This is a genomic window from Fibrobacter sp. UWB4 (assembly GCF_002210345.1).
Lineage (GTDB): Bacteria > Fibrobacterota > Fibrobacteria > Fibrobacterales > Fibrobacteraceae > Fibrobacter.
Genome location: NZ_MWQI01000013.1, coordinates 26299 through 52325, shown reverse-complemented (window position 1 = coordinate 52325; position 26027 = coordinate 26299). Strand labels below are relative to the sequence as shown.

General features: G+C 45.1%; 25 protein-coding genes and 1 tRNA gene. 9 read left to right on the top strand and 17 right to left on the bottom strand.

Features of this window, described 5'->3' with window-relative positions; translation table 11 throughout:
• Window positions 1-178, bottom strand: a 178-nt coding sequence (locus B7990_RS14510) for a GTP-binding protein (protein ID WP_254917547.1), incomplete at its 3' end; no start/stop codon positions are given.
• A 694-nt stretch (window positions 179-872) separates the two neighbouring features.
• On the opposite strand from B7990_RS14510, the gene B7990_RS14500 reads away from it, so the two are divergent.
• From B7990_RS14500 to B7990_RS14490, 3 genes are all read left to right on the top strand, one after another.
• Entirely contained in the window at window positions 873-2558 is a 1686-nt protein-coding gene (locus B7990_RS14500) for a glycosyl hydrolase family 5 (RefSeq protein WP_088641590.1), read from the top strand.
• A gap of 213 nt (window positions 2559-2771) precedes the next feature.
• Window positions 2772-4499 (top strand): glycosyl hydrolase family 5, encoded by a 1728-nt coding sequence (locus tag B7990_RS14495; protein WP_088641589.1) that lies wholly within the window; start codon window positions 2772-2774, stop codon window positions 4497-4499.
• 155 nt (window positions 4500-4654) lie between these two features.
• Complete coding sequence (locus tag B7990_RS14490) at window positions 4655-4999, top strand: helix-turn-helix domain-containing protein (RefSeq protein ID WP_088641588.1); 345 nt, start codon at window positions 4655-4657, stop codon at window positions 4997-4999.
• Here the strand turns inward: B7990_RS14490 and B7990_RS14485 are convergent.
• The 5 genes from B7990_RS14485 to B7990_RS14465 form a co-directional block, all read right to left on the bottom strand.
• Window positions 4996-6045 carry a M48 family metallopeptidase gene (locus tag B7990_RS14485; protein ID WP_088641587.1) on the bottom strand — a complete coding sequence of 350 codons (1050 nt, stop codon included), beginning with the start codon at window positions 6043-6045 and terminating at the stop codon, window positions 4996-4998. The two genes, B7990_RS14490 and B7990_RS14485, sit on opposite strands and share 4 nt — an antisense overlap.
• 117 nt (window positions 6046-6162) lie before the next feature.
• Window positions 6163-6720: a LemA family protein gene (locus tag B7990_RS14480; protein ID WP_088641586.1), complete on the bottom strand. Its 558-nt coding sequence runs from the start codon at window positions 6718-6720 to the stop codon at window positions 6163-6165.
• A gap of 85 nt (window positions 6721-6805) precedes the next feature.
• Window positions 6806-7744: a hypothetical protein gene (locus B7990_RS14475; protein WP_088641585.1), complete on the bottom strand. Its 939-nt coding sequence runs from the start codon at window positions 7742-7744 to the stop codon at window positions 6806-6808.
• A gap of 164 nt (window positions 7745-7908) precedes the next feature.
• Window positions 7909-8469, bottom strand: coding sequence for a M48 family metalloprotease (locus B7990_RS14470; protein WP_141099300.1), 561 nt, complete (start codon window positions 8467-8469; stop codon window positions 7909-7911).
• A gap of 32 nt (window positions 8470-8501) precedes the next feature.
• Window positions 8502-10325, bottom strand: a complete 1824-nt coding sequence (locus B7990_RS14465) for a DUF4954 family protein (RefSeq protein WP_254917557.1) — start codon at window positions 10323-10325, stop codon at window positions 8502-8504.
• Between the two features lie 73 nt (window positions 10326-10398).
• Between B7990_RS14465 and B7990_RS14460 the strand changes: the two genes are divergently transcribed.
• Both B7990_RS14460 and B7990_RS14455 read left to right on the top strand, forming a co-directional pair.
• On the top strand, window positions 10399-10863 hold the full coding sequence (locus tag B7990_RS14460; RefSeq protein WP_088641582.1) for a hypothetical protein: 465 nt from the start codon (window positions 10399-10401) through the stop codon (window positions 10861-10863).
• Window positions 10860-12140 (top strand): glycosyltransferase, encoded by a 1281-nt coding sequence (locus B7990_RS14455; protein ID WP_088641581.1) that lies wholly within the window; start codon window positions 10860-10862, stop codon window positions 12138-12140. Before B7990_RS14460 ends, B7990_RS14455 begins: the two co-directional genes overlap by 4 nt.
• Before the next feature lie 78 nt (window positions 12141-12218).
• On the opposite strand, the gene B7990_RS14450 is transcribed toward B7990_RS14455, so the two are convergent.
• The 11 genes from B7990_RS14450 to B7990_RS14400 all read right to left on the bottom strand — a co-directional run bounded on the left by B7990_RS14450 (window position 12219) and on the right by B7990_RS14400 (window position 20486).
• Entirely contained in the window at window positions 12219-12644 is a 426-nt protein-coding gene (locus B7990_RS14450; RefSeq protein ID WP_088641580.1) for a hypothetical protein, read from the bottom strand.
• Window positions 12645-12666: 22 nt separating this feature from the next.
• Window positions 12667-12738, bottom strand: a tRNA-Met gene (locus B7990_RS14445).
• Between the two features lie 47 nt (window positions 12739-12785).
• Entirely contained in the window at window positions 12786-13523 is a 738-nt protein-coding gene (locus B7990_RS14440; RefSeq protein ID WP_088641579.1) for a metallophosphoesterase, read from the bottom strand.
• Between the two features lie 342 nt (window positions 13524-13865).
• The gene (locus tag B7990_RS14435; protein ID WP_088641578.1) at window positions 13866-14210 is read right to left on the bottom strand and encodes a polymer-forming cytoskeletal protein; all 345 of its coding nucleotides are present in this window, start codon (window positions 14208-14210) and stop codon (window positions 13866-13868) included.
• A gap of 9 nt (window positions 14211-14219) precedes the next feature.
• On the bottom strand, window positions 14220-15020 hold the full coding sequence (locus B7990_RS14430) for a M23 family metallopeptidase (RefSeq protein ID WP_088641577.1): 801 nt from the start codon (window positions 15018-15020) through the stop codon (window positions 14220-14222).
• A gap of 10 nt (window positions 15021-15030) precedes the next feature.
• Window positions 15031-16032: a ParB/RepB/Spo0J family partition protein gene (locus B7990_RS14425; RefSeq protein ID WP_088641576.1), complete on the bottom strand. Its 1002-nt coding sequence runs from the start codon at window positions 16030-16032 to the stop codon at window positions 15031-15033.
• Window positions 16033-16206: 174 nt separating this feature from the next.
• A complete protein-coding gene (locus tag B7990_RS14420; RefSeq protein WP_014546136.1) occupies window positions 16207-16992 on the bottom strand; it encodes a ParA family protein in 786 nt (261 codons plus the stop codon).
• Window positions 16985-17662 (bottom strand): 16S rRNA (guanine(527)-N(7))-methyltransferase RsmG, encoded by a 678-nt coding sequence (locus B7990_RS14415; RefSeq protein WP_088641575.1) that lies wholly within the window; start codon window positions 17660-17662, stop codon window positions 16985-16987. The genes B7990_RS14420 and B7990_RS14415 overlap by 8 nt, the downstream gene beginning before the upstream one ends.
• Window positions 17663-18001: 339 nt before the next feature.
• A complete protein-coding gene (locus B7990_RS14410) occupies window positions 18002-18733 on the bottom strand; it encodes a hypothetical protein (protein WP_254917556.1) in 732 nt (243 codons plus the stop codon).
• 162 nt (window positions 18734-18895) lie between these two features.
• Window positions 18896-20041 carry a hypothetical protein gene (locus B7990_RS14405; protein WP_141099299.1) on the bottom strand — a complete coding sequence of 382 codons (1146 nt, stop codon included), beginning with the start codon at window positions 20039-20041 and terminating at the stop codon, window positions 18896-18898.
• Between the two features lie 40 nt (window positions 20042-20081).
• Entirely contained in the window at window positions 20082-20486 is a 405-nt protein-coding gene (locus B7990_RS14400) for a VOC family protein (RefSeq protein ID WP_088641573.1), read from the bottom strand.
• 137 nt (window positions 20487-20623) lie between these two features.
• Between B7990_RS14400 and B7990_RS14395 the strand changes: the two genes are divergently transcribed.
• From B7990_RS14395 to B7990_RS14380, 4 genes are all read left to right on the top strand, one after another.
• On the top strand, window positions 20624-21130 hold the full coding sequence (locus B7990_RS14395) for an O-acetyl-ADP-ribose deacetylase (RefSeq protein WP_088641572.1): 507 nt from the start codon (window positions 20624-20626) through the stop codon (window positions 21128-21130).
• A gap of 93 nt (window positions 21131-21223) precedes the next feature.
• The gene (locus B7990_RS14390) at window positions 21224-21622 is read left to right on the top strand and encodes a pyridoxamine 5'-phosphate oxidase family protein (RefSeq protein ID WP_088641571.1); all 399 of its coding nucleotides are present in this window, start codon (window positions 21224-21226) and stop codon (window positions 21620-21622) included.
• Between the two features lie 546 nt (window positions 21623-22168).
• Window positions 22169-22741: a DUF4328 domain-containing protein gene (locus B7990_RS14385; protein WP_254917555.1), complete on the top strand. Its 573-nt coding sequence runs from the start codon at window positions 22169-22171 to the stop codon at window positions 22739-22741.
• A gap of 526 nt (window positions 22742-23267) precedes the next feature.
• Complete coding sequence (locus tag B7990_RS14380) at window positions 23268-25973, top strand: ATP-dependent RecD-like DNA helicase (RefSeq protein ID WP_088641569.1); 2706 nt, start codon at window positions 23268-23270, stop codon at window positions 25971-25973.
• The last annotated feature ends 54 nt before the right edge of the window (window positions 25974-26027 follow it).

Genomic DNA, 26027 nt, shown 5'->3' with positions numbered 1-26027 from the left:
CACGAGCCTTTTCTTCCGGAGCGTTGTCGATTTCATCGAAACGCTTTGCAGCGGCAAGACCCTTAGCAGCAAGGGTGGTGCAGATTGCAGCGGTCAAAGTGGTTTTACCGTGGTCAACGTGGCCGATGGTGCCAATGTTGCAGTGCGGCTTGCTTCTGTCAAAATGTTCTTTTGCCATTTTTTCCTCTTCTTCAGCAGAAGGTTTATCGCTTCAAGTTCAAGAGAACTACACGAGTTCCCCGTATTTTCGCAAAGCATAGGAAGCGGTACTCTGCGAAATTGGAACACAAATTTAATAAATGCTAGGTAATTTGCAAGTATTTTTCTTTTGAAATTGCGCTAAAAATGCGGATTTTCGGACTTATCCACAGTTTTTCGGGGTGTTTCCGGGCCGTTGAAAACGCGCTTATTTCTAGGGATGGAAATGCCCTTTTTCGCTCAAAAATCAAAGGTTCAATATTTTGTTTCAAGTATAAAACCACTTTTTCAACATTTTATAAACAATTCACGTAAACAGCCGAAAAGTGAATCAACAGTCTTCGTTCTTGAATGTAAAAAGATTTTTACATTACAAAATTTTACAAAGTTTTTCGTTTTTAGGGTCGTTCAACACATTGACTTTCAAGATCTTGAGATTTTTTCATTTGTATTCTAAGGAACGTCTTCATATTAAAAACAGGATTTTTTCGGCGCCCGAAAAAAAACGAAAACGCACAAACGGACATCGACCAAACTAACTTGCGATCAACGACTATCAACTGATTTTCAAATTCATACACATTCTTCAACATGAAAAGTTTTTTTACAACACATTATATACATTATTTCTATCTTTAATATCCGGTGTTTGGGGTTAATTTCGAGGAACTTCTATGAAATACCCCCTTTTGAAGTCCCTGCTTGCGCTTGGGACAATTGGTTTAGCATGTTCTTGCTCTGAAAAATCGCCTACCAATAAAGATGGCGAAGTCTCTTTTGTGCCTTGCGAAGATGCACTGTACCTGATCAAAGAAGGCTACATCATTCTTCAGGACTTCAGAGTAACCGACATTAACGGAAACCAGGTGGGCACAGCCTACCCTGTCCAGTTCACAAACTACGTCATCATCAAAGACCTGAACCAAGTCAACTTGGTCAACCAGGTTGATCTTTCCGATCCGAAGAGAGTCAAAACGCTCCCTGGCGATCCGACCAAGTGCTCTGTAGTACCCCCGAGCACTCAAGTTACATCTTGCGTCAACGCCTGGTACCTGGCCGCCGATAAGAACTTCCTTATCTACGATGATTACACCGTGACAGACGAAGCAGGCGCCACAGCCGGTATCTGGAATTTCGTTCCGAACTCGACATCAACGATTTTTATCTCGGACTTGTCCGGCAACCTGCTCGTCAACAACATCAACTTGACAAGCTTGCCAATCATTTCAGGTGACGGAATCTTCTACACCATCACCGAACCGGCATTCCTCCATATCGACAACACGGGACGTTACCTCATTTATTCCGACCTTTCCGTGACAGATCCAAGCGGCAATCTTGTCGGTTCCTTCGACATTGCCACAGGAACCATCAAGTCGAAGGCCAACGGCGCTACGATCACGCAGGCCGACCTCTCGAAGCTCCCGCTTCTGACACCGGACTCAAAGTGTGCGTACTACATTCCTCCCGTGATCCCGTCTTCTTCAAGCGTATACGTTCCTCCTATAGTCAGCAGCTCCTCTGCATACGTTCCGCCGGTCCAGAGCAGCAGCAGTGCTAATCCTCCCAAGAGCAGCAGTTCCCAGGTCAAGAGCAGCAGCAGCTCCCAGCCAAAGAGCAGCTCTTCTGCACCTGTAACCGGACAGTGCCCGTCGATCAAGGTGAAAAGCGGCGGCAAGAGCGGTTCCGGTTGGGCAACCCGTTACTGGGATTGCTGCAAGCCTCACTGCTCCTGGCCAGAACACGCAAACGGCAACTACTCTAGACAGTGCACCAACAAGGGCAAGAACGAAAGCACCGACTGGGGTGGCGGCAGCGTTTGCAGTGGCGGCGGCCTCATGACCTGCACAAGCCAGATTCCATTTACAATCGACGGCTGTAATGAAATGGGTTTCGCTTTCGCGGCTGTGCCTGCAAGCGACGGCGGCTCTTGCGGCAAGTGCTACCAGCTCACTTTCACCGGCAAGGGTAAGTATTCAACAGACGACAACCACAGATCCATCAAGGGCAAGAAGCTCATCATCATGACAACGAATATCGGTGGCGATGTGCAGCAGGGCCAGTTTGATATCATGATTCCAGGCGGTGGCGTGGGCATGTTCAACGGCTGCTCCTCCATGGGCTGGGGTCCGCAAGGCGAACAGTACGGTGGCCTCCTTTCCGACTGCGAAAAGGAAAGCAACTACAAGCCCACTGCAACTCTCAAGTGCTATAAAAACAAATGCGAAAGCGTATTCTCTAGCGACAGCGAAGCCAAGAAGGGCTGCTTGTTCCTCGCCAACTTCATGAGCGGCGCAGGCAACCCGTTGCACGATTACGTCGAAGTGGAATGCCCCGAAGTTCTCAAGGCCAAGTACTAAAAAAGGTCTAAAACGGAACTGAACGCCCCAAACCGGGGCGTTTTTCTTTTTTGTAAGTCTTTGATAATAAATAAGTTGTGCGTAAGTTCACAAAAACTTATTGTATAGTTCTTTTTACTCTTATTTACGAGCATTTCAGAGAAGAAGATTTTATCTTTTAGCGCGGATGATTGGAATACAGGGTGTGATATAATTACAAGGGCTTACTGTATCATGAAGAACAAACTATTCACAACCCTCGCCATTTTCGGCCTTTCCTTTATCGCATGGAACTGCTCTGGAGACCCAGCATCTGTACCGGGTCACACATCGGAACTTCCTGGAACCCAGCCAAAAGCTGCTTTCGACGTCGATCAGCACTGCTTTATGGTAAATACCGGTACAGCAATCTATTTCATTATTCCCAACGGGACAGGCACGTATACCGTGACTAACGAATACAGCGTTCCCGTCGGAACATTCGATGTCGCAACCAGCAGCATCATTATAGACGGTGCAGCACCAATTGTCGTAGACCTTAGCTCCCTTCCGGTTGTAAATCCCGGTAGAACCATCACCTATCCTAACGGCTACGTAATGACACCTGAAGGCGAAATCGTTTCCGCTCCTGGTGAAGGTACGCCGAATTCCAGCGCGGTCATCGCTGTAAGCAGCTCTTCTGTATATACTCCAGGGATTCCGGTAGCAAGCTCCAGCTCCGCTAAAGTCAATCCCGTCGTTTCATCGTCATCGCAGAAAACAGAACAACCGAAACCGGAAAGCTCTTCTGCAAAGCAGGAACAGCCAGGTAACGGTGGTGCAGGTTCTCTCACACAGACCGTCGCACAAGGCAAGGCAATCACCCCTGTCACAGTCTCGGGTGTCAATAGCCAGCCAACCAGACAGTCCTGGAACGCCTGGTTCATCCAGGACAGCGACTGCAAATACGATGCAAGCGCAAAGACGTTTACCATTTCCGCCACCGTCCCTGGAGGATTCCAGGTTGGCGAAGTCACTGAAACATGGATGGCCGACGGCAAAAGCATAACACTCACATTGAACGTGACAAGCGGAAACGGCAGCCAGGAAACAAAGTCCTCTTCAAGCCAGAAGCAGGACCAGCCCAAATCTTCTTCGTCCCAGGTGAAGTCTTCCAGCAGCAAGGCGAAATCCTCTTCGTCCCAGGCCAAGTCCTCTAGCAGCCAGGCTAAGTCTTCTTCGTCCAAAATAGACAATCCGAACGCATCTGCCGAAGAAGCCAAGTACCTCAACGCAGGTGCCGGTGGACAGCAGGGCTTCGCAACCCGTTATTGGGACTGCTGCATGCCCCACTGCTCCTGGCCGGAACACGGCGGTGCCGCTAAAACTTGCGATGCCAAGGGCAAGACCCCGATCGGCAACACTAACGGTAGCATCTGCTCCGGTGGCCAGGGCACTACCTGCACAAGCCAGATTCCTATAATCGTGAGCGACAAGCTCGCCTACGCATTCGCAGCAACTCCGGGTAACGACGCTACATGCGGCAAGTGCTTCGCCCTCACCTTCACCGGCACAGGCAAGTACGAAACCAAGGCAAACCACAAGGCTCTTGCTGGCAAGACTCTCGTCGTGATGGCATCGAACATCGGTTACGACGTGCAAGGCGGTCAGTTCGACGTGATGATCCCGGGTGGCGGATTCGGCGCTTTCAATGGTTGCAGCCAGATGGGCTGGAACATCCCGCAAAACACCACAACCTACGGCGGCCTCCTCTCTGACTGCGAAAAGGAAGTCGGATACAGTGGCGACCTCCTAACCAAGCGCAAGGAATGTCTCACTGAAAAGTGCAACAGAGCATTCGCAAGTGACACCCAGGCTAAGGAAGGCTGCCTCTTCCTTGCCACATGGATGGAAGCTGCAGGCAACCCGAACCACACCTATAAAGAAGTCGAATGCCCGGCAGCCCTCAAGGCCCAATTCTAGTCTAAAAAAGACAACTGCTATAGAAGCAACTTATAAAAGCACTCTGCCAAAGAGTGCTTTTTTGATTATGATTATATCGTACAGAATCAAAAATTCTCGAAATTATGGAAACTAAAGTTTGCACGATATTTGAGGCAGATTCATAAAATTGAAGGATGCGATATGACATTGACGTCATCCGAAAAGCTGAAATTGAACTTTTAGCACAGATGCAGGGAGCGACTTCCTTAACGAAGAAAAAGCTCGCTTTAGATAGCGGGATTAGTCGTCAGCATCTCGGACTGGTCGCAAAAGGCAAGCGCAGCCTTTCCGTCAAATCGTTTTGTGATCTCGCAGACGCTTTCGGCTGCTCTGCTACAGAGCTGATGGCAAAGCTCGAAGCCTTAATACTGGAGCAAATCCAGCTCCAGACACCTGCCGCCGCCGACAAGGCAAAAGGCATAAACTATATCAACAAAACGATCCTGGGCAAAAACCCGGAAAAGCAGTCCGAACATTAGAACTGTTCCAGCAGCAGAATACGCTCTGGCGTATCTGGATGTGTGCAGAACAAAACATTGGCCTTCGCCACCCAGCCTTTCAAGCCTGCATTATTGTCAAATTCCTCATCAGGATGAATCACGTAAAGCTGTGCAATATCGTCTCTCTGCACACTCACAAGGCCCGGATCCTTGGAAATTTTCCTCAGCGCAGACGCAAGTGCAAGAGGGTCCCCGCAAAGCTCGGCACCACCGGCATCGGCTACATACTCTCGCTTGCGTGAAATAGCAAGCCGCGTGAACCAGGTGAACACATAACCAACGGAACTCCATATAAACACAAGCAATAAAACCAGGAGGATATACATATCGGCACTTCCGCCATTGCGGCTACGCCTAGACCTACGCGGATTACGGAACATAGCGCTTATCAACTTCAGGGAGACCGTCTGGATTGTCGCAAAAATTCCGACGAACACAATGCATACCACCATAAGACGCGTATCGCGATTCTTGATGTGCGTCAGCTCGTGACCCACGACCGCCGAAAGCTCCCTATCATCCAGTTTTTCGATCAGACCCGTCGTGAGGGTAATGGTAAACGAAGGAATATCGATACCGCTTGCAAAAGCGTTCATTCCAGAATCCTGGATAATATTGATTTGCGGCATCTCGATGCCACCAGCAATACAAAGGTTCTCGACAATATTGTAGACGCGCAAATTTTCCTTGCGTTCAAGCGGCTTTGCATGAGTCGCATGGCGGATAATGGATGTATTTGCGCAATAGGCGATAATGAACCATACGCCCACAATCTGCAATGTATAAGGAATCACGACCTTGAAGCAATGCCATATTTCAGGCCAGTGCATAGTCCCATACCTTATACGCGATGCATGTTCAGGAGGACATCCACCCTCGACAATATCGCAAAGCAGGCCGAAAAAATCAAGCCCCAGGATGACCAGAAACACCATCCCCAGCAAAATCACCGGGAACATAAAAAGCAGAATCACCGTATTGCGGTTATTCCGCCAGATTTGAGTCTGGAGACCAACGTAACGCATAGGCAGTAGGAAGTTTGAAGTAGTAAGTAGACAGAGAAAAATGCGCCAAAGGCGCTAATTAAACGCGCGACACCAGTCGCGCCATTATTTTACTGTTTACTGCCTACTGTCTACTCATTAAAATTTCACCTCAGGGGCCTTGTTTAGCGTTTCACGGTTTTCAGTCGCCTCGTACATGGTCGCACGGGTAAAGTGGAACATGCCGGCAATGATATTGCTCGGGAAGACCTCGCATGCATTGTTGTATTCGCGAGTTGTAGAATTGAAGAAGCGGCGGGCAGCAGCAAGCTTGTTCTCAATATCCGAAAGTTCCGTCTGCAACTGCAAAAAATTCTGGTTCGCCTTAAGCTCCGGATAAGCTTCAAGCGAAACCTTAAGTCCTGTAAGCGCCGCAGAAAGCGACTTGTCGGCAGCAACCTTCTCGTCAATGGTTTTAGCATTGATGGCAGCCGCACGGGCGGCAGTCACTTCTTCAAGCACCTGCTTTTCGTGAGTTGCGTAACCCTTGACCGTCGAGACAAGCTGCGGCACAAGGTCAAAACGCTGCTTGAGCTGGACATCGATATTTGCAAAGGCATTCTCGCGATTATTGCGGAGCTTCACAAGCCCGTTGTACATAGAAATGAACAGAGCGATAATTATAAAGGCAACGGCGACAACGATAACTACGGTCATATTTTCTCCTTAATTCTTATCAAGAAATATAATAAGAAATGTTGCAATAAGAAAATAAAGTTGGCAGACTGGTAACTTCTAAGTTCTACTTTTTCTTTTCGTCTTCCGGCATCGGCTTGGTGTCTTCGAGCAGGCGGTCTGCCCATTCGTCCCAGAACTTGCAGCGTTCACCTTCAAGCTTCATCTTCGCGAACTTCACCGGTTCCGTTTCTTCAGCAAGCGTCACCACGGATTCCTTGTAAGCCTGCGGGAGCCCTGCCACATGCGACATGCGCTTCTTGAGTTCGGCGACTGTCGCATCGAGAATATCGACTTCAAAACGGCGCTCGATGTAACGGCGGGTAATGAACCCAAGCGACATGAAGTAATCGCCCTGGTTGCCTTCGGCAAGGTAATTCCTGTTGCGCAAGTCCTTGAGAGCAAGGACTGCCTCTTCGTACGGCGGTAGCTGCGGGGCCTCGCCACGCTTTGCAAATTTCTTGTGCAAGAACCAGCCAATAAAGACGAGCAATGCAACGCCAAGAACGGCAAACAGTACATAAAGCCACTGCGGGAGCCTCGGGTCGCTCAGCGGGTCTTCCACTTCGAGGATATCCGCTTCTTCGCCAGTCGTGCGGTTGGAAACCTTGACTGCAACCGGGTCCGTGTGCGTCTTGACCGTATCCGTTCCGACAACGGCGTTCACTTCTTGCGGGGCAATCAAAAAGTCGCCACTCACAAATGTATTGAGTGTTGCAAGCCAGGTAAACTTCGCCGTGCCCTTGGGCATGCCCTCGGTTATTTTCTCGTTCTTCATTTCCTTGACTTCAAAGCTGCCAAGGTTCCCGACAAAGCTCGGCAAATCGACAATCGCATTTTCAGGCGCCGTCACCTGAATTTCGTAATTGAACTTGTCACCAATAAAGACCTGGGCGTTATCGACATTCGCCTTGACAGTCAAGTCAAAGGAATACGCGGAAACAACCGAAAGTAGCGCAATCGAAAAAAGGAATTTGAAACTTTTCAATGAAGTAAAGCGAGACATTTTAAACCTCGAAAGTGAATATACAAAAAAATGAAAATTTAAACAAACATCACAAGTTCCGCCAGCCAATATCTATCAATTGAAAATTACTGGATCCCTCGTCGCTTTGCTTCTCGGGATGACGGAGACGCATTAACAAACAACCACTGACCAATGACTATTGACTAACCACTAATTACCTTATTCAGTATTCTCTGACTGCGCAACACGGCAGTCGGGTGTTCACGATACACGAGCGCAAACAAGGCGGTGTATGGAATTTCGCATGCAGCAAGTTCGCGCAATGCGGCCTTTGCCACTTTCTTATCCGTCTTTTCTAGCGCATACCTATCGCATTCGTATTCTTGGTTCCAGCAGTAAAAATGAAACAGCATGCGGAACGGAATTGCCGCCAAATGGAGCCACAGCACAGCTTCGATAAAGCTTGCGTTCCAGCGCACCATCATTGCAGCCATGAACCACACAGCAACCATCCAAAAGGCGATTTTCATCAAGTTGCGCAACACCGCATGATGCAGCACCTTGTGCCCTTCTTCGTGCAGCTTCACAAATTTCGACTCATGCACTTCGCTGCGGTTTTCTGGGAGCGGAACAATATCGTTCACCAGCGGAATCAACCGCAACACGGCAAACACGCCGCCACGCAACTGCGTGAGCCTGCGTTCGCGAATTTCAAGAAGCGTCCGCAAGACAATTTCTAGACAAAGTAAAATATATAACAACATAACAGAAAAATTCCGCGCAGTTCAATACACACTTAAGCGAGATTCTTCACGAACGCACTCAAGCGTTTTACCGATTCTTCAAAGCGGGCCTTTTCCCATTCCATGAATCCCTTGTCCACCGGATGGGCGCTATCGTAATCGTCAAAGATCTCGCGGCCGCGTTGATTATCGCGATCCAGGCCATGACTTACGCTATCAAACCATTCCTTGTCAAGCTGCCTGTAGCGCTTGACCAGATCGTCCATCGTCTCGGGAAGCGTCACGACACGTGCAATTTCCTTGTTCGTTTCACCCAGCAGCTTGCGTAACTCGCGCGGAGACTGCTTCGAGAGCGACTCGTCGCCTTCCACCAGCGCAAGCATCAAGTCAAGTACATAGCGTTCCAGATACTCACCATACGCCTTGACTGCACTCTGGCGTACGCGTTCACGCAAGAAGTTTTCACCAAGCCCGTCAATATCAGATTTCGTATAAACGTCCTTGATTTTCACCACCTGCAAGCGGTTGTACGCATCGAACACCAGGCGAGCCGTTTCAGGATTGTAAATCGAGTAGAATGTTGACGGCACAAGGCCCTTGCCGCGAATGGAATACTTGTACGCATTGCGGTCTAGCGCATACGCATTCTTTGCATAGTTCCAGCCCGGCACAATCTCGTTCAAGCGCGGAGCAACACCCACCAGCTGCGGGTCTCCCGCATGGATCAGCGAAAACGGGAACTTGAGCCGCTGTGGCAAAGTCGTAAGCCCGCTTGCAATCAAGGTAAACGGAGACTCGCGGAAATTCGACGGGAACTTGATGTTCACGCCAAGTCCAAAGAACATCCCCTGGCCCGGCATCACTTCCTGGTCAGGCATGCGGCCCGTGTGGTTACTGCCAACATTTGCGCCATAGCCCAAATTGCCACAGCCTTCCGGCCAGAGCGCCGCAATCAAAAGCGAGTGGTGGTGCATCTGCGTCATCGGTCCCATGTAGGAACTGTTGACTTCGCCCTCTTCGATATGGCAGCACGGTGCAATGATAGAAGACTTCACAATCGCCTTGCAGCCGACCTTGCAGCGGCCCATCAGCACGGAACTCTGGACCTCGGCGCCCGTATGCACCTTAACGCCCATCTGCACATTCGTATTTTCAAGAATCACGGAATCATAAACATGGCTCGATTCCTCGAGCGAACTCATGATGATGGAATTGCGAATCTTTGCGGCACCCTCGATGCGGGCATGCGCACCAATCCAGCTGTTGCGGATAATGTTCGTATTCGATACGACCGCGCCCTTCCCTACGATTCCAAACGGAAGTGCAAGTTCAGACCTGTAGGCGCTGAGCATTTCGGCAAACGAATCCTGCACACTCTGTTCTGTCTTGTGGAACAGCTGCAAGTCGACAAGCTCCGTCGTGAGTTCCGGGAAAACCAGCACTTCGCGGCCGCCCATCTCGTTACCCACGTTAATCGTCGAGCCGACCATGTAGTTGATCTTGCCGCTACTGACAAGAGTGCCAACATTCTGCACGACCGCACTACTGCGCACAAGCACATTGCTCAATGTCGAGACCTTGTAAATCAAGGCATTCTCGATAATGCAGTTGTGGACCATGCAGTCATAAATACCTGTAGCGACCGAGACATCGCCCGGCAAGAGGAGCGTACCAAAGAACTTCGGGAGGCGCACATCGCCCATAAAACTCGAGCGGAAAATGCGGTTCGGGTCAAAGTCCGGCTCGACCAGCACCTTCGACCAGTCGTCGCAACTGTTCCCGTTTTTTTCAAGAATCTGTATCTCGAAGGCCGTCATCGGACGGTACTTGCCAGTCGCTGACCTAATGGCCTTAAAATTTTCGACCGAAGTAGCCAAAACACTGCTCTTCAGCGCTTTTTTCAATTTTAACAATCGCTGCATGGTTAAAAAATAGACTAAATTAGGGGCAATGATGAAGGAAGAGCTCTTCAACTTGATAAAAAAACATCAATACAATATCTCCATCTATACCGAAGATATTTTTGAGAGACGTTGTCAGGAAGAAATTATCCGCAGTGACGAGGATAAGAGTTCCTTCGTGTACATTGAATTTGATTTCGAATCCATCAATGCAACCCTCGGCAACGAGAGCAACTCCCAGCAGTTCTGGAATATATTCATGGAAACGCTTTCCCAAAACAAGCGCGGGAGCGACATTCTCGGTTTTCTGGAACACGAAAGCGGAATCGGGCTTTTGCTTCTGGATTCAAAACTCAACGGATGGAACCGCCTTGTAGGCCGCTTTATCCGCACGGCAAGCAAGCACGATTTCGAAATTATGAAACTCGTGCTTGACAAGATCGTCAAACCCATTGTCTATCCGGCCTGCATCCAGGATATCCAGGCGCAAGAAGTCGCAAAGCAGGCACAATGAAAGTCCTCGTCATAGGCTCTGTCTACCCCAGATTCCAAGAAGACGCCGAAGTTCCGTGGCTGCGCACCTCTGTCGCACATCTTAAAAAAGCAGGCGTCGAAATACAGGTTCTCGCCCCCGCGTACAAAGGCCTCAAGAGCCACGACATAGACGGCACACACGTCAACCGTTTCCGATACGCACCTGCAAACTGGGAAATCCTCACGCACGAGGAAGGCGCCCCAAGCAAGATGGCCTCCAAGCCGTGGTTGCAGCTGCTCGCCATACCCTACATCATCAACGGATTTTTCCAGTGCATCAGGATTTGCTGCAAATGGCGCCCCGACGTGATCCACGCACACTGGCCGTTCCCGCATGCCTACATCGCGCTTGGCGCAGCAAAGCTTTTTAGAATCCCGCTGGTGCTGAATTTCCACGGGGCAGAACTCCTGCTCATCCGCAAAAAGAAATGGGTCAAGCCGCTCCTGAAATTCGCCATCGGACAGGCGCAGGCGATCTTCGCAAACTCAAGTTTCACTGCCGGAAAAATCAAGGCGCTCCGCAATGTGGACGTCGAATGGAGTCCGTACGGAACAACTCTTGAGACTAATAAAGACGAGAGTAATGCTTCGTGTCATCCTGAGCGAAACGTAGTGAAGTCGAAGGATCCAGTCACAATTGTTCCGCATCCAGTGAACGGCAAGTTCAAGATTCTCTTTGTCGGGCGGCACATCGAACGCAAGGGAATCTGCTACCTCATCGAAGCCGCAAAGCATTTGCCCAGAGACAAATTCGAAATCCGCATCGTCGGCATCGGCGACTTGACCGAACAGCTTAAAGCGCAAGCCGAAGCAATGCAAAGCGTCATCCTGAGCGAAAGCGAAGGATCCAGTCAAGGAAATCAACCAGCAGATATCATCTTCACAGGCAAGCTTTCTCCTGAAGATCTCGCAAACGAATACAAGACGGCGAACGTCTTTGTGCTCCCGGCCATCGTCGATCACAAGGGTGACACCGAAGGACTCGGAGTTGTCCTCATCGAAGCGATGGAACTTGGACTGCCCATTGTCGCAAGCAATGTCGGCGGCATCCCGGATGTCGTTGTCGATGGAAAATCAGGAATTCTCGTTCCCGAGAAAGACCCTGTCGCGCTCGCCGAAGCCTTCAAGCGTCTCGAAGCAGATGCAACACTGATCCAGAAACTCCTCGCCGGCGCCCGTAAACGCATCGAAGAATGCTTCACCTGGGACGGTATTATCGAACGCCAGATTGAAGTCTATAAGCGCCTTCAGCAATAAATAAAAAACCGCGATTTTTCGCGGCATTTCATTCAACTTTTCTAATAACTAGTAACTTAGAACTATTAACTAACTAAATTACTTTACCTTAAATCCGGCCTTTTCGAAAGCATTCCTGTTTTCCGGATTCTTCATGGCCACATTGGTAATCCAGTCGAATTCAGCAATGCCGCCCTGCAAGCCTACGCGGGCACAGAGCTGGTCACGTGCCACATTGTATGCATTGAGAATCTGGATCTTTTCAAAATCCTTAGCGTTGTCAATACGTTCAGACCACTTCACGCCAAGCTCGACAAGCCCATTGCTTGCCTTTGCATAGGTAGTAGCCTTTTCGACGGTAATCGTGGATTTTGCAGGAGCCATGAACGGAAGCACAGGAACAATCGGCTGCGACTGCGGCAGCACAACCTGCTTTGCAGGCTTCGCTTCCGGCTGCTTGTCAGAGCAGGAAACAAAAAAAGAGGCGATTGCCAAAAGAGAAATTACTAGAATTTTTTTTGACATACTCGCCTCTTTTTTTTTGTAATAGCGGTTCAGGGATTTGAACCCCGGACCAATGGATTATGATTCCAGTGCTCTACCGCTGAGCTAAACCGCCATTGACTCCAAATTTAGTAAAAGTGATTTGGAAATTCAAGGGGTCTTCTAAAAATAAACATTTGTTTTTAAGAAATTTTCGCCCCATTCAATTACGCGCCAGCCCGGTCCCTTAGGAGTCCTGGAAAAGTCAGAAGCGTTTGGATCGATCTGCATCTGAGTCGATGGAGTGACATACACAATCTTGTCTCCAATCCTCTCTTCCATCTCGCTATGGTAATGCCCCACAAAAATACGCTTGATATTCCCTATCTTCAAAAGCGTCGTCTGGACTTCCTCGATGTTCTTCAGCGCATATCTCGAATCCATAAACTTATGGTCGCAATGGCATGGCGGATGGTGCATGAACAGCAAGACTTCGTCATCCACTTTTGCAGTTTCATTTTCGAGCCACGAAAGCTGTTCACTCGAAACAGTTCCATCAGCGCTATCCAGGAAAAAAATGGAACGGCCATCAATATCATAACGGTAATAGCACTTGCCGTTTCTGATTTTGCCTTCCAGGTCAAAATACCTTTCCATGATACCGAGGTCGTCATGGTTTCCCGGGATGATGCAGACAGGGACTTTGCAGTCCTTCAGGATGCCGGCAATATAGGAATATGCTTCCGGCGAAGCGTCGTCGGCCAAGTCCCCGGATAGCACCAAAAGGTCCAGACCTTTCATGGTCTCGGAATTGTAGGCTGTAAGAAAGTTCTTGCGAACGTCAATACCCTGGACAGGACTCGCATCACCACCGATGTGGGTGTCCGTTATTTGACCTATCTTTAGTACTTTTTTTTCCATACAGCTTGTGTAGACTTTATTAGAATATAGCTATTGAGACTTAAAAATGAAAAGTTTATCCAGTTTTTCGTACTTTTTGCGATGAACAACGTACTTTTGTGAACTTCATCACACAATCTTCAACATACTTTTGTGACCATTTCGTGAATTGACATTGAAAACTTGGGTTCAACACCTATCAACATTGAAGAAAGTGAATAGATTTTAAATTTTCAACATTAATCCACATTTGGCTTATTTTCGTATCTCATTGATTATCATAGAGTTACGTTCGAACAGTAAAAATTCTATCCACTATTCACTATATTAATTATCAATTCCTATATATAAATATATCTAGTATTATTTAATAGTAGTGGTGGACATTTCACAGGAACCCTGGAAGATGGCTCCTTCGTTAATGATAAGCTGTTCTGCCTTTACGTTCCCGATGATTTTCGCGTTGTCCTGAAGAACTAGTTTTCTCTTGCAATCCACATCGCCTTTTATGGAACCTGCAAGAATAGCGGCGCCACATTTGACGTCGCCTTCTATGAGGGCAAATTTTTCCAGAATCAGTTCTCCATCTATGGAGACATTGCCATAAACTTTTCCGGCGATTCGCAAATCCGTTTTCCCAGTAATGCTTCCGTTAACTTGAACGCTTCTTCCGATTTGGGTGAATTCCTGTTCGTTTTTGCTCGCCATGATTTTCCCCTAGTATGTAAATATGGTTTCTGGATCCTGAGGTATATTGTTCTTGGTAATAGAATAGTGTAAGTGCGGACCACTCGTGTTGCCGGTGTCGCCGACATATCCAATCACGTCGCCTTTTGTGATATTGGATCCTTTTCGGGTCCTTAGGCTTTTGAGATGTGAATAGCTGGATTTGTATCCGTTCTGATGGTCAATGACTACGGTGTTTCCAAGATCGCCACTGTTGCCCGCGAATGTTACCTTGCCGCTACCCGATGCAAATACCGGGTTTCCCTTGCGAGCCGAGATGTCGATTCCCAGGTGCTTGTTTTCGTAAGAGAACTTCTTGCTGATGATGCCCACAGCCGGGATCACGTTCGGGATTCTTTCCAGGCGGATTTTTTCGTCGGTCGTGAGCCAGTTGTGGATACCTTCGAAATCGATACTGTTCTTGCTAGAGGGGACATGCGCAAAGCGGTTGCGCTCGATGATGCTGTTGATCTTGTTGGAGTCGTTTTCGAGGAACGTTTCAAAAATATTCTGGATTCGGTTTTCCATGATCCACAGTGAATCAAGTCTCGAGAAGAGTTCTTCGTAGTTTGCGTTCTGCTTTACGAGCTGCGCATTGTATACACGCATCTTTTCGTAGCTGATGAGGGTCTTGTTGATCCTTGCAATGTGGACAATGAACAAAATGAGGATGATAGCGACCAGGACAAGACCGATATGGAACAAGTAAAATTGCTTGCTCGATATGCGGTACTTTTTTGAACCGGTCGTGTTTTCCGGAATAATCTGGATAGTGTAGAACTTACGACTCACAATTTTACCGTTAGCGGTTTTCCATGATTTCCTGGATTCTTGTCAGGTCGTCCATGGAATAGTAGTTGATGACGATGGTGCCCTTGGTTTGGTCCTTGGCGCTCGGGTTGAGTGCGACCTTTGTGCCAAAGAACGTTTCGAGCCTGTTTTCGAAGTTCTTGAGATCGGCGCTGAGTTCTATCTTCGGTCTCGGTTCACTGCCATGGACTTCCGGCATTTCATCTTCTTCGGGAGCGGCTGCGACATTTTCAGGTTCAGCTTCTCTCGTTTCTCCGCTCTCGTCTCTCGTCTGAGCAAACGGATCTTCGCCGCGGGCGATCGCTTCGATCTGGCGGACGTTCAAACCTTCTTCGATGACACGCTTTGCAAGAGCTTCCGGGTCTGCAATTTTTTCACTGCAAAGAGCACGGGCGGCACCGCCTGCAAGTTTGCCTTCCTGGATCCAGGCCTGAACCTGGTTCGGGAGCTTCAAGAGACGAAGTGCGTTCGTGATGGCGGAACGGGACTTGCCGACCGTCTTGGCCAAGTCGTCGTGTGTATAGTTATGGTTGTCGATCAACTGCTGGTAAGACTGCGCCACTTCGATCGGGTTCAGGTCCACACGCTGAATGTTCTCGATCAAAGCCCATTCGCTCATGGTCTTGTCGTCGAGATTTTCGTAAATCTGGGCCTTGATGGTCTGGCAGTTGGCAAGCTTTGATGCACGGGTACGGCGTTCACCGCTGATGATCTGGTAACGGTCGCCCACCTTGCGGACAGCGATCGGCTGGATAAGTCCGTGCTTTTCGATGGTTTCAGCAAGTTCGACAAGTTCATCGTCGTCGAAGAACTTACGCGGCTGGAACGGGTTCGGGTCGATCAAGTCGATGTTGATTTCGACAATTTTCTGATTGTCCGTCGCAGCATTTTCTGGAGCTGCGGAATTGTTGATAGCGTTATCGACAGAGTTGCCGAGAACATCGTGTGCCTTAAAAATTGCAGAGAGACCGCGACCAAGTGCTTGTTTACCCATTTTTTAGTTCCTAGTTATTAGTTACTAGTCAATAGTTAGTAGTCAATGGTTATTAGTTAAAAGTTTATGCAAGTGTCATTCTGAGCGAAGCCGTTAGGCGAAGTCGAAGAATCCAGTGAAGTTGTTGCCTGGATCCTTCCCCTATCACTTCGTTCTAGGGTCAGGATGACTTCGTCACTTTTCCTTATTCAATATTTCCTCGGCGAGCTTCATGTACGACTGCGAACCTGTGCTCTGCACATCGTAAAGAATGACCGGCTTTCCGTGAGACGGAGCTTCGGAGAGTTTCACGTTGCGCGGAATCATCGTCTGGAAAACGGTGTCGCTCAAGTTTTCGCGAACTTCTTCAGCAACCTGCTTCGAAAGGCTCAGACGGGAATCGTACATCGTGAGGAGGGCGCCTTCGATTTTCAAGTTGGAGTTCAGATTTTTCTGGACTTCACGGATGGTCTTGAAAAGTTCGGTCATACCCTGCAATGCATAATATTCACACTGCACCGGAATGAGCACACTCGTTGCGGCCGTCAGTGTATTAATTGTGAGTAAGTTCAGGCTCGGAGGAGCGTCGATGATGATGAAATCGAACTCCTGCTTGAGAACGTTCATCACGCGTTCGAGTCTGCGTTCGCGGCTCATGGCGTTGACAAGTTCAATTTCCATGACAGCGAGGTCAGGTCCAGAAGTGATGACCTTGAGGTATTCAAGCGACGTGTCCAAGATGGCGGGCTTGATGTTTTCGAGCGTGAGATTGTCCGGATTACCAGCCATGTCCAGAATTTCGTGGATATCCATATCCTGGGATTCCATGAAACCGAGACCTTGAGAGGCATTACCCTGCGGGTCCATGTCTAAAAGAAGTGTCTTCTTTTCAAGGGCTGCAAAACTCGCGGCCAAGTTCACGGCCGTTGTAGTTTTACCGACGCCACCTTTTTGGTTGCATATGGCGATAATTTTACTCATTATTACCTCGGGTGACTAGAGCGTACACCTGTTCTTCTTCTGGAAGTTCATACTTCTGGATATGCACTTTCGGATCGTTTTCCAAATGGGCAATATTGTTGAAGCTCTTCAGCGTGACAAAAGTTCCGCCACGCTTGAGACCTGCCTGGGCGCGTTCCCAGTCGTTTTCGAAAGTCGAGAGGGCACGGCAGCTGATAAAGTCAAGGTCAGTGAGACCGGAAGTTTCAAAGCGCTTGCCGACGACGGTCAAGTTGTCCAGGTGGAGCTTTTCCTTGACCATCTGCATAAAGTTCACGCGCATGTGGCGCGGTTCGACAGCATAGAACTGCACATTCGGCATGGCAATCGCGAGCGGGAAAACCGGGCAACCCGCACCAGCGCCCATATCGGCCCAACGGAGTTTGTCATCCTGAGCGGAGCCGTTAGGCGAAGTCGAAGGATCCAGTGACTTCCCCATAAACACGAAGGGAACAAGAGAGTCGGCGATGTGCCTGCTCAAAAACTTTTCAGAATCCTTTGCTGAAATCAAGTTGCCATATTCCTTGGTGTCCACCACCAAGTCTGCAAACTGGTAAAGCTTGTCGAGAGTCTCTTCGGACAGCTGTACACCATGTTCCGAAAGGAACTGGTTCAAAAGATTTTGCTGCGCTTTGTTAGTTCTGTAACTCAAGTTTTCTCTTTTTTAGTATCGTCAATGTTTGGACACTGCGTGTCCTACATTCTCATGCTCGGTCATGCCGGTGTGCAAGCACCCCGTCGCGACACTCGCTATCGCATGTTTGCTCCTTCGGAGCCAACTTGCTGCACCTCGGAAATGTCGGTAAACAGGTTTCCCGCCGCTTCCTCGGTTTGCAATTGTTTCACGTGGAACAATTGTGATTATCAAGTTCCGAATTGAAATTTAGCATAACTTTTTTGGAAAACAAACAGTTGTCTCCCCTGCCCTATAAAATTCATAAAATATATGTTGATAACATTTTGATAAATGTTGAGAAAATGTTAAAGGGTTTTATTTTTGTTCTTGTCGCGAAAAGTTTTCTATGAAGAACGGAAGTGTAACCATTTTCAAGAACCATCCAATGTTGTGTTGCTTATTGGTGATTTCAAAAGAAACACCTGCCGTTACCTGAGCTAAGAAAATCCCAAATTGTATTCCTACTTCTTCGACGAATCCGAACTCTTTAACGGAATAATGATATTTGTTGTCTTTTCCTTCAGATCTAAGGAACCATTCTATGGCATGACTTTCGGCCAGTGCAACTCCGGAAAGATTATTTCCATACAATATGTACTTTGTTGTTCCGGATGCAAACCACATTCCTCCAAGTGCTATTTTCCGTAAGGTACTTTCTTTTGGAGCTGCCATTCCGAGAAAACCAAATCCTATAAACGATACTGCACTTCCGATTGATAAGTCATCGATTTTCTTGTCACCTTCGGTCTTTTCTAGCCTGCGGTCAAATCTTAAAAATGTATAGTCAGCAAGTAGTCGGTCGATGCCGAAAAGTTTGCTCCCCATGTCTTGAGCGCTCATGCAAAATATATCCACTTCAAATCTTTTAGTAGATGTATATCCTATCCCCCCTAGGAATATTACCTGGAAAGGATTGTATTTGTTTTCATAGATGTTACTTAGGTCTATAGAAAAAGTGGAATCCTGCACTGAATCTTCCAGTGCAGATATCTTTGCAGAGACAAAAGATATGAAGATGAGGATTATGATAAGTACTTTGGAAAACATGATTTGAATATTTCAGTTTAAAAATGTTGAGACTATAACTTCGTTATAGTCCTACAGTCTCATGCTCGGTCATGCCGGTGTGCAAGCACCCCGTCGCAACACTCGCTATAGACTGTTTCACGTGAAACGTAAAAAAGTCCCCTTTAGAGGAGACTTTTGGTATTATCGATTAATCTTTATAATGTATTTATCGTTGGCGGGAATAGGGCGACCGAGAAGGTCAAATTGTTTGAATTTTCGCCAGTGCGCAATCGGGTAGATTTTCTTGGGAATAATGGATGTGGTGGAATCTTTTTTCACAGGGAGATAGAAGTAGGAGTCTGTAAACTTGTTTTCTTGATCAATTCTGACAAGTGTATCGTTGTGCATTTCAATTTTAAAAGTCTCCCAAAAATTCTCTTTTTCTCCGCAATGGCAACGATTTTCTGAATCTTTATCTTGAACGCAAATAGCTTCATCTAAATATTGGCTTCGACCATCGTATATATAAAGAGAATCGTTTTTCAGGTACATTGTTCGAGTTGTGTTTTCAGTGTATTTATTTTCTTCTTCATTGAAATAGCTATAAGAAATACTTTCTTTTTCCATGTGAACGGAGTCTTTGGAATAATACACGGAAATACTTTCGATTGTTTTTTCGAATAATTCTTCGGTAGGAATTTTGGAAATAAGCTCCCCGTTGCTGTCGTATTTTTCCTTTACAACTTTAATTTTATTTGAACCGTCGATGGGACTGTATGTAATTCTTTCCACTAACTGGTTCATATGGTAGATGTCCACTGATGTTGTTTCTGAACAATAAACTTCTTTATCACATTCATAATATTGGCGGGTAATTATTTTAGGATTTTCACCAGTAGATTTAGTGGAGTTCCCATATTTAATTATGGCGTGGTATTCATTTAAAATGGATGTAAGTTCTTCTTTGGTTTCAGCTTTAAATTTGTAGCCGAAGTGGGATGATGTATAAGTGCTAGTGCAATTACTTGGTGGGCATACTTTATTTTCTGGACATTGTGTTGCTGAGCATATATTTTGTGTATAGTCAGAATTTGAAAAAGAATAGTATGAACTGTCTAAATGGTTTCCAGTATAATAAAAAATTTCTTTATGGGTGTCTTTATCTAGTATATTGAAACCTGTGAAAACGTAATCGGTTTCGCCTATTGAATATCCGTTGTGGTTTATGTAGTTATCGTATTTGTGTTCATCGTACTCGTTCTTACGGATTTCAAATTCCGTTTCGACGCAATTGAGAGCATATGCGTTTAATGCAGTGAGGGCAAATATAAGTAGGGTCTTTTTCATATTAGAAAATATAGCAATGCTATTCTCTCTCAAGGATGATTTAGACTGTAATCTCTATTCTGTTTCCTTCGGGGTCGAGGACTACACTTTCATAATACCCGTCACCGGTAGTTCTTGGTTGACCTACAACAGTAATTCCTTCGGAAGACATTTGCTGGGTCAGACGGTCCACCTCTTCTTTTGAACCGACGGAAAAGGAAAGATGGGTAAATCCGAGATGTTCCACGTGAAACATCTCGACAGTCCCAACATTTCGTTCAACATCTATATCAGGGCGATGCATGACTTCCAGGCGGCCACCATCGTCGAAGGTAATAAATCTGCTGGTAAACTGTTTTGTGGGATTGTGATAAAGAGGTTGGACTACCCCACCGAAGTATTTTCGGTAAAACTCACAAACCTTATCGATATCCCTAACCCAAATAGCTATATGTTCAATCTTCATAAAACCTCCTTTGTAGCTCAATTGGTTTCACGTGGAACATTAGTGGGTTTCTTAATCTTTATTAATATACATAAAAGCGACCTATTTACCATTATTATATAGTGAATTATATTTAATGGTAAATATAGGAGGTCCTCATGATCGATATTGAAATTATCCAGGGTGATATTACCAAGCTTAAAGTCGATGCCATCGTGAATGCGGCAAACTGTTCGCTGCTGGGTGGCGGCGGTGTCGATGGGGCGATTCATCGAGCGGCAGGTCCGGAACTTTTACAAGCATGCATTCCCCTGAACGGTTGTGAGACGGGTCAGGCTAAAATCACTCCCGGGTTCAGGCTCCCGGCGAAGTTCGTAATTCATACCCCGGGTCCGATTTATCGCGACGGCCAGCATGGCGAACCCAAACTTTTGGAATCGTGCTATAAAAACTGCCTCGCTCTTGCCGAAGAAAACGGCTGCGAGATTGTCGCCTTCCCCGCTATCTCTACCGGCGTTTATGGCTATCCCTGGAAAGAGGCGACCGAAATTGCCGTGAAAACGGTCCGCGAATATCCCGCACGGAATGTCAAGAAGGTCATCTTCTGCTGCTTCAGCGCGGAGATGGAAAAAATCTACAAGCTTGAGGTGACGAAAGTACGGTAAAAAGGACGCTTCATCGGCAAATTAAATTATTCTCACTTTAATACCCTATTCTTTTTATATATTATCTACTGTAATTTCATTAAAGAGTATATAATGGAAGAAGTCAAAAACTTTATCAAGGAATGCGGCGCCTATTTCCTCGCAACGGTTGATGGCGACGAACCGAAAGTACGCCCCTTCGGGACCATTGAAATTTTCGAAGGCAAGCTCTACATTCAGACGGGCAAGTCCAAGAATGTCTCGAAGCAGATCCAGAAAAATGGCAAGGTCCAGCTTTGCGCTATGAACAAGGCTGGCAATAAGTGGCTCCGTTTGAGCGGAACACTCGTCCGCGATGACCGCCGTGAACCCAAGGTCCATATGCTCGAAGCCTACCCCGAACTCAAGCGCATGTATTCCCCGGATGACGAAAACACCGAAGTCCTCTACTTCAAGGATGCAACCGCTACGTTCTGCAGTTTTACTGAACCTCCGCGCACCGTGACGTTCTAAACGGCTCTTTGGGTTGCCCATCTTTGGGCGTTTCCTTTTTTCCGCTGAGTTCCCCGTGAACTCAGCATTTTTTTTGTCGTAAAATTCGAAAAAAGGTTTCCCTGGACATGCGTTGTTGCTCTAAATTTTAAAACAACATATATTATATAGTTGATAAAATGAGCTTGATTTATCAACTTCAAAAAATAAATTCAAAAAATAATCCAATAAATCATTTTTAATGTTGATAGTTAATGAACAAGTTTTATCACATTTGTAGTGTTTCACGTGAAACGTTACTGATTTTTGTGGATAATATGTAAAATTTGGAATTAAAATATTGATAGAATGATTTATTTAATAACTGTGTATCAACAACGTTTTTTGTGGAAAGGTACCAATTTTTTTCTATAAGAACCATTTGCTCGATGTACAAATATTATATTTCACTGTGGAGGTTCTATGCAGGATAATACAAAACGTGGCGAAAGAACACTTTTTTGGTTGAAGGTCCTTTTTGTACTTTTCATTTTTTTGTTTTTTGCAAATAACACATTTGGGGAATCCATGAAAAGTATGCGGCAAGAATCGGTCGGTCTTGCTGTTGCCTATATCGCTTATGGTTTTGTTTGCGGGTTTGGCCTTTTAATTTCTTCGGTGATGTTCCTGGTTTATTATTTCTCGTGGCTTCACCGCGCGATTGCGAACTTGCGTATTTTGACGAAACCTGATTTCTCGCCTATCGGTGCCATCGTACTCACCTTGATTCCGATTATTGGATTTGTTCTGCACTTTTGGATTTTCAACGACATGGTCGGGTGCCAGGAAAAATGCATGGAAGAACGCGGCATCCTGAAAGGTCGTTTTCCGAAGAAGCTCTTGGTGGCATGGTTTTTCGCGACGCTTGCAGTCGTGGTACTTATGTTCAAGAATTCCGATATGACAGCTTTGAATGTCATTCAGAATTTGTTCTTTGTGACAAGCATCGGTCTGTACATCAAATTCCTCACGTTCTACATTGCTCAAGAACGCGAACTTTTCCAGTACCACACCGAGACGCTATTCCGCAAGCGTGTCGATGAAGCAATCCGTGAACGCGATATTCAACGCGCCGCCGACATGCTCCGCGAAAAAGAGTAATGTTTTGAGGGAATGGTCGCAGAATGTAGAATGGACTGCTCGCGGGATGTTAATCGAAAGAGCGCTTAAAGTCAATTGGAAATTGCGTCGAGAGTCGCGGCCATATTTATATGGACATGACCGAACCTAAAGGGTGGGGCATAGCCCCATCCATACAATTTCGAATGCGTTTGTATATTCTTTGAACCGAGCCGAGGGTTAGGGGCTTTAGCCCCATCTTGTGAAATTCATTTTGCATTGTCATCCTGAGCCGTAAGGGAAAGGATCTAGTCAAGGTCTAGAGTTATTTCTAAAGATCTTTTGCACGGAATGCCGGATGAAAGTGAGGATTAACTCGGATGGAAAATGCGTCGAGAGTGCACCCGCCTACTCTCCCCGTCATTCTGAACGGCCGCGTCGTGAAGGATCCAGTGAAAATTGCAAAAAATTGCGTAAAGATTTAATTGAACTTTACAAAAAACATACTTTGATATCTGTTGCTGATATTTAAGTATAAATTAAAAATATTATAGGAGTAATTATTTTTATGATATCTATTGACAAGTCGATTTTAGATTGTGACTCCGTAATATGCAAAAACATATCGCATTTTGACGAAACAGAACGAGGCTTGCTAAGTCAAAATATATTGGCTCAATTGAGAAATCTCATTGAATATATTGCAATGAAGGTTTGTCTTGTCGGTGAATTCATTAATCCAAATTCTTATGAACAGAAAACTCGAGCGTTGAATAATTTAGCTACTCGTGGAAATTGTCGCCCTTTATATAAGTTTCATGAACTACTGCAAAAATCTGCATCTCATTATACGATAGATGAAAATGGTTCTGAAAGATTAATGATTAAATATTACAAGTATCTTTTGATAGTAAAGAAATTTGTAAAAGAACAATGTAATCTGGATATTTTAAGAAATATATCCGATTTTCCGATAAATACAGATAAAGATTTAGATGTTTATTATCAAGCCGTGGCTCAAAAAATTGAAGAAACAAAGCCTGGTATTGAACCAAAAGTATCAGATGAGAATAGATATTACATCCAAAAAATAAAACCATTTTTTGTTGGTTCGGAAATTTATTACGAAGTAACATTTACAATGGCTTTTAGCAATATAAGCAAATTTGATCGAGTTATTGCTTTTACAAAATATGATATTTTACCCAATTACTCTGTGAAGTTTTCTCAAAGAGAAGAATATATAAATGTAATGGGGAATACCATAAAAATAAATATAATCGATGCTTGGAGTGTTTCAATTCGCCCTTGTGAAATTTCAAATTATATGAATATTTTTGGATCAAATATTGAGATTAGAAGCGATGATCCTGAATATAAGATGCTGATGAGTTTTCTCACGAGATACCATCTCAATTTATGTGAATTTGTAACCTCTTCACATGACTTTTACAACCATATAAAGCAAGGTGTTATCACAAAAGCTCAAGATTCTTTCATATTTGATATTTTGGATAGAAGTCGTAGTATCATTTGCAATGTATTGGCGGGAAGCAATATCTTGAGATATCTTCTTTACAAAATGAGAAATGATATTATAAAGCGACAATGGGGCGCTCAAAATAATCGACTATGTAATTTATTTCTAGATAATGGATGCATTCCTTTTGAAGAAAAACCATTCTGTACTGCATTACGAAATCATAATCCGAGAATTTACGAACTCTTAGATTGCATACCACAAGAAAATCGAGATTACGAGTTCTTAGTAAAGAGTATTCAAGTAGAAACAGAAATAAAGGGTAATCTATTTACAAAGAAAGATGATTTGAAAAAATTCGATAATATTGATGCTTTAGTAAGGGCTTTTAATGGAGCTCTTTATTACAAACATGAAAATCGAAAAATCAAGGAAATAAAAGGAAATTATTATATCAAGGAGTATGCAGATTATTGCGCCGAAATTCTACGTAAGTTGTCGGTTTTTGCACAATCTGGTGTGATTGGGTATCAAACTGCAATTCGGCACTGGCTGGATGATCCCCTTAATTCTATTGATGATGAGCAAAAGATTGAACTTCTAAAGAAACTATTTATTTCATCTAAAGTTGCATTTATTTATGGTGCTGCAGGTACAGGAAAATCAACTTTAATTGGACATATTTCAAAATACTATTTAAATGCCATAAAGTTATATCTGGCTGTAACACATCCTGCAATAGAAAACTTGAAAAGAAAAACTCAAAACAACAATGCTGTGTATATGACCATTGAGTCGTATTTAAAAAACAAACAGGTTTGTTGTCAATGGGATTTAATAGTTATAGATGAATGCAGTACCGTTAGCAACGAGCAAATGGTTCAAATATTGAATAAATCTACTACGGAGTTACTTGTTCTTGTTGGAGATGTTCATCAAATAGAGTCCATTCGTTTTGGGAATTGGTTTGCGATAGCGGAAAAATTTTTGCCTACATCGTGTATTTATGAATTAACGAATACTTACCGTAGCTCAAATGATGAATTAAAGTTGCTGTGGAGCCGAGTTCGTAATTATGAAGATTCTATCCAAGAAGTTCTGGATAAAAACGATATGTCGAAAAAATTAGAAGATTTTGACTTTCAATACAATCACGAAGATGAAATAGTACTTTGCCTTAACTATGATGGATTATACGGCATAAATAACATTAATGCCTTTCTACAAGGACAAAATAGAAATGCAACTATTAGAATAGGGGTTAATACTTATAAGGTTGGGGATCCTGTTCTTTTTAACGAGTCTAATCGATTTGCACCACTCATATACAATAATATGAAAGGTCGAATATTAAAATTGTGGGAAAATAAAGAAAACTATTTGTTTGATATAGCTCTTGAAATTGCAATAGACCAAATTAGTGCAAGGGGGTATGATTTTGAATTGCTCTCGACACCAGAAGCAACAACATCAACTATAAGAATTAGAGTGTCGAAATATCGTAGTACAGATAATGACAATGAGCGCTTAGAAGATATGGTTCCGTTCCAGGTTGCTTATGCGATATCAATCCATAAAGCGCAAGGCTTGGAATATGATTCTGTAAAAATTGTTATATCAAATGAAGTTGATGAAAAGATAACACATAATATTTTCTATACAGCAATTACACGTGCTAGAAAGAACTTAAAAATTTATTGGTCTCCTGAAGTGGAAAATAGGGTTATAGAAAGTTTTAAACCGCAAAATAAGGCGAAAGATGTGGCTTTGTTAAAGTTGTTGTATGGTTTATAATGTACTTGATGCTTTATGATAAAATTTTTCTTGTATATGATGAGTAAATTTTAT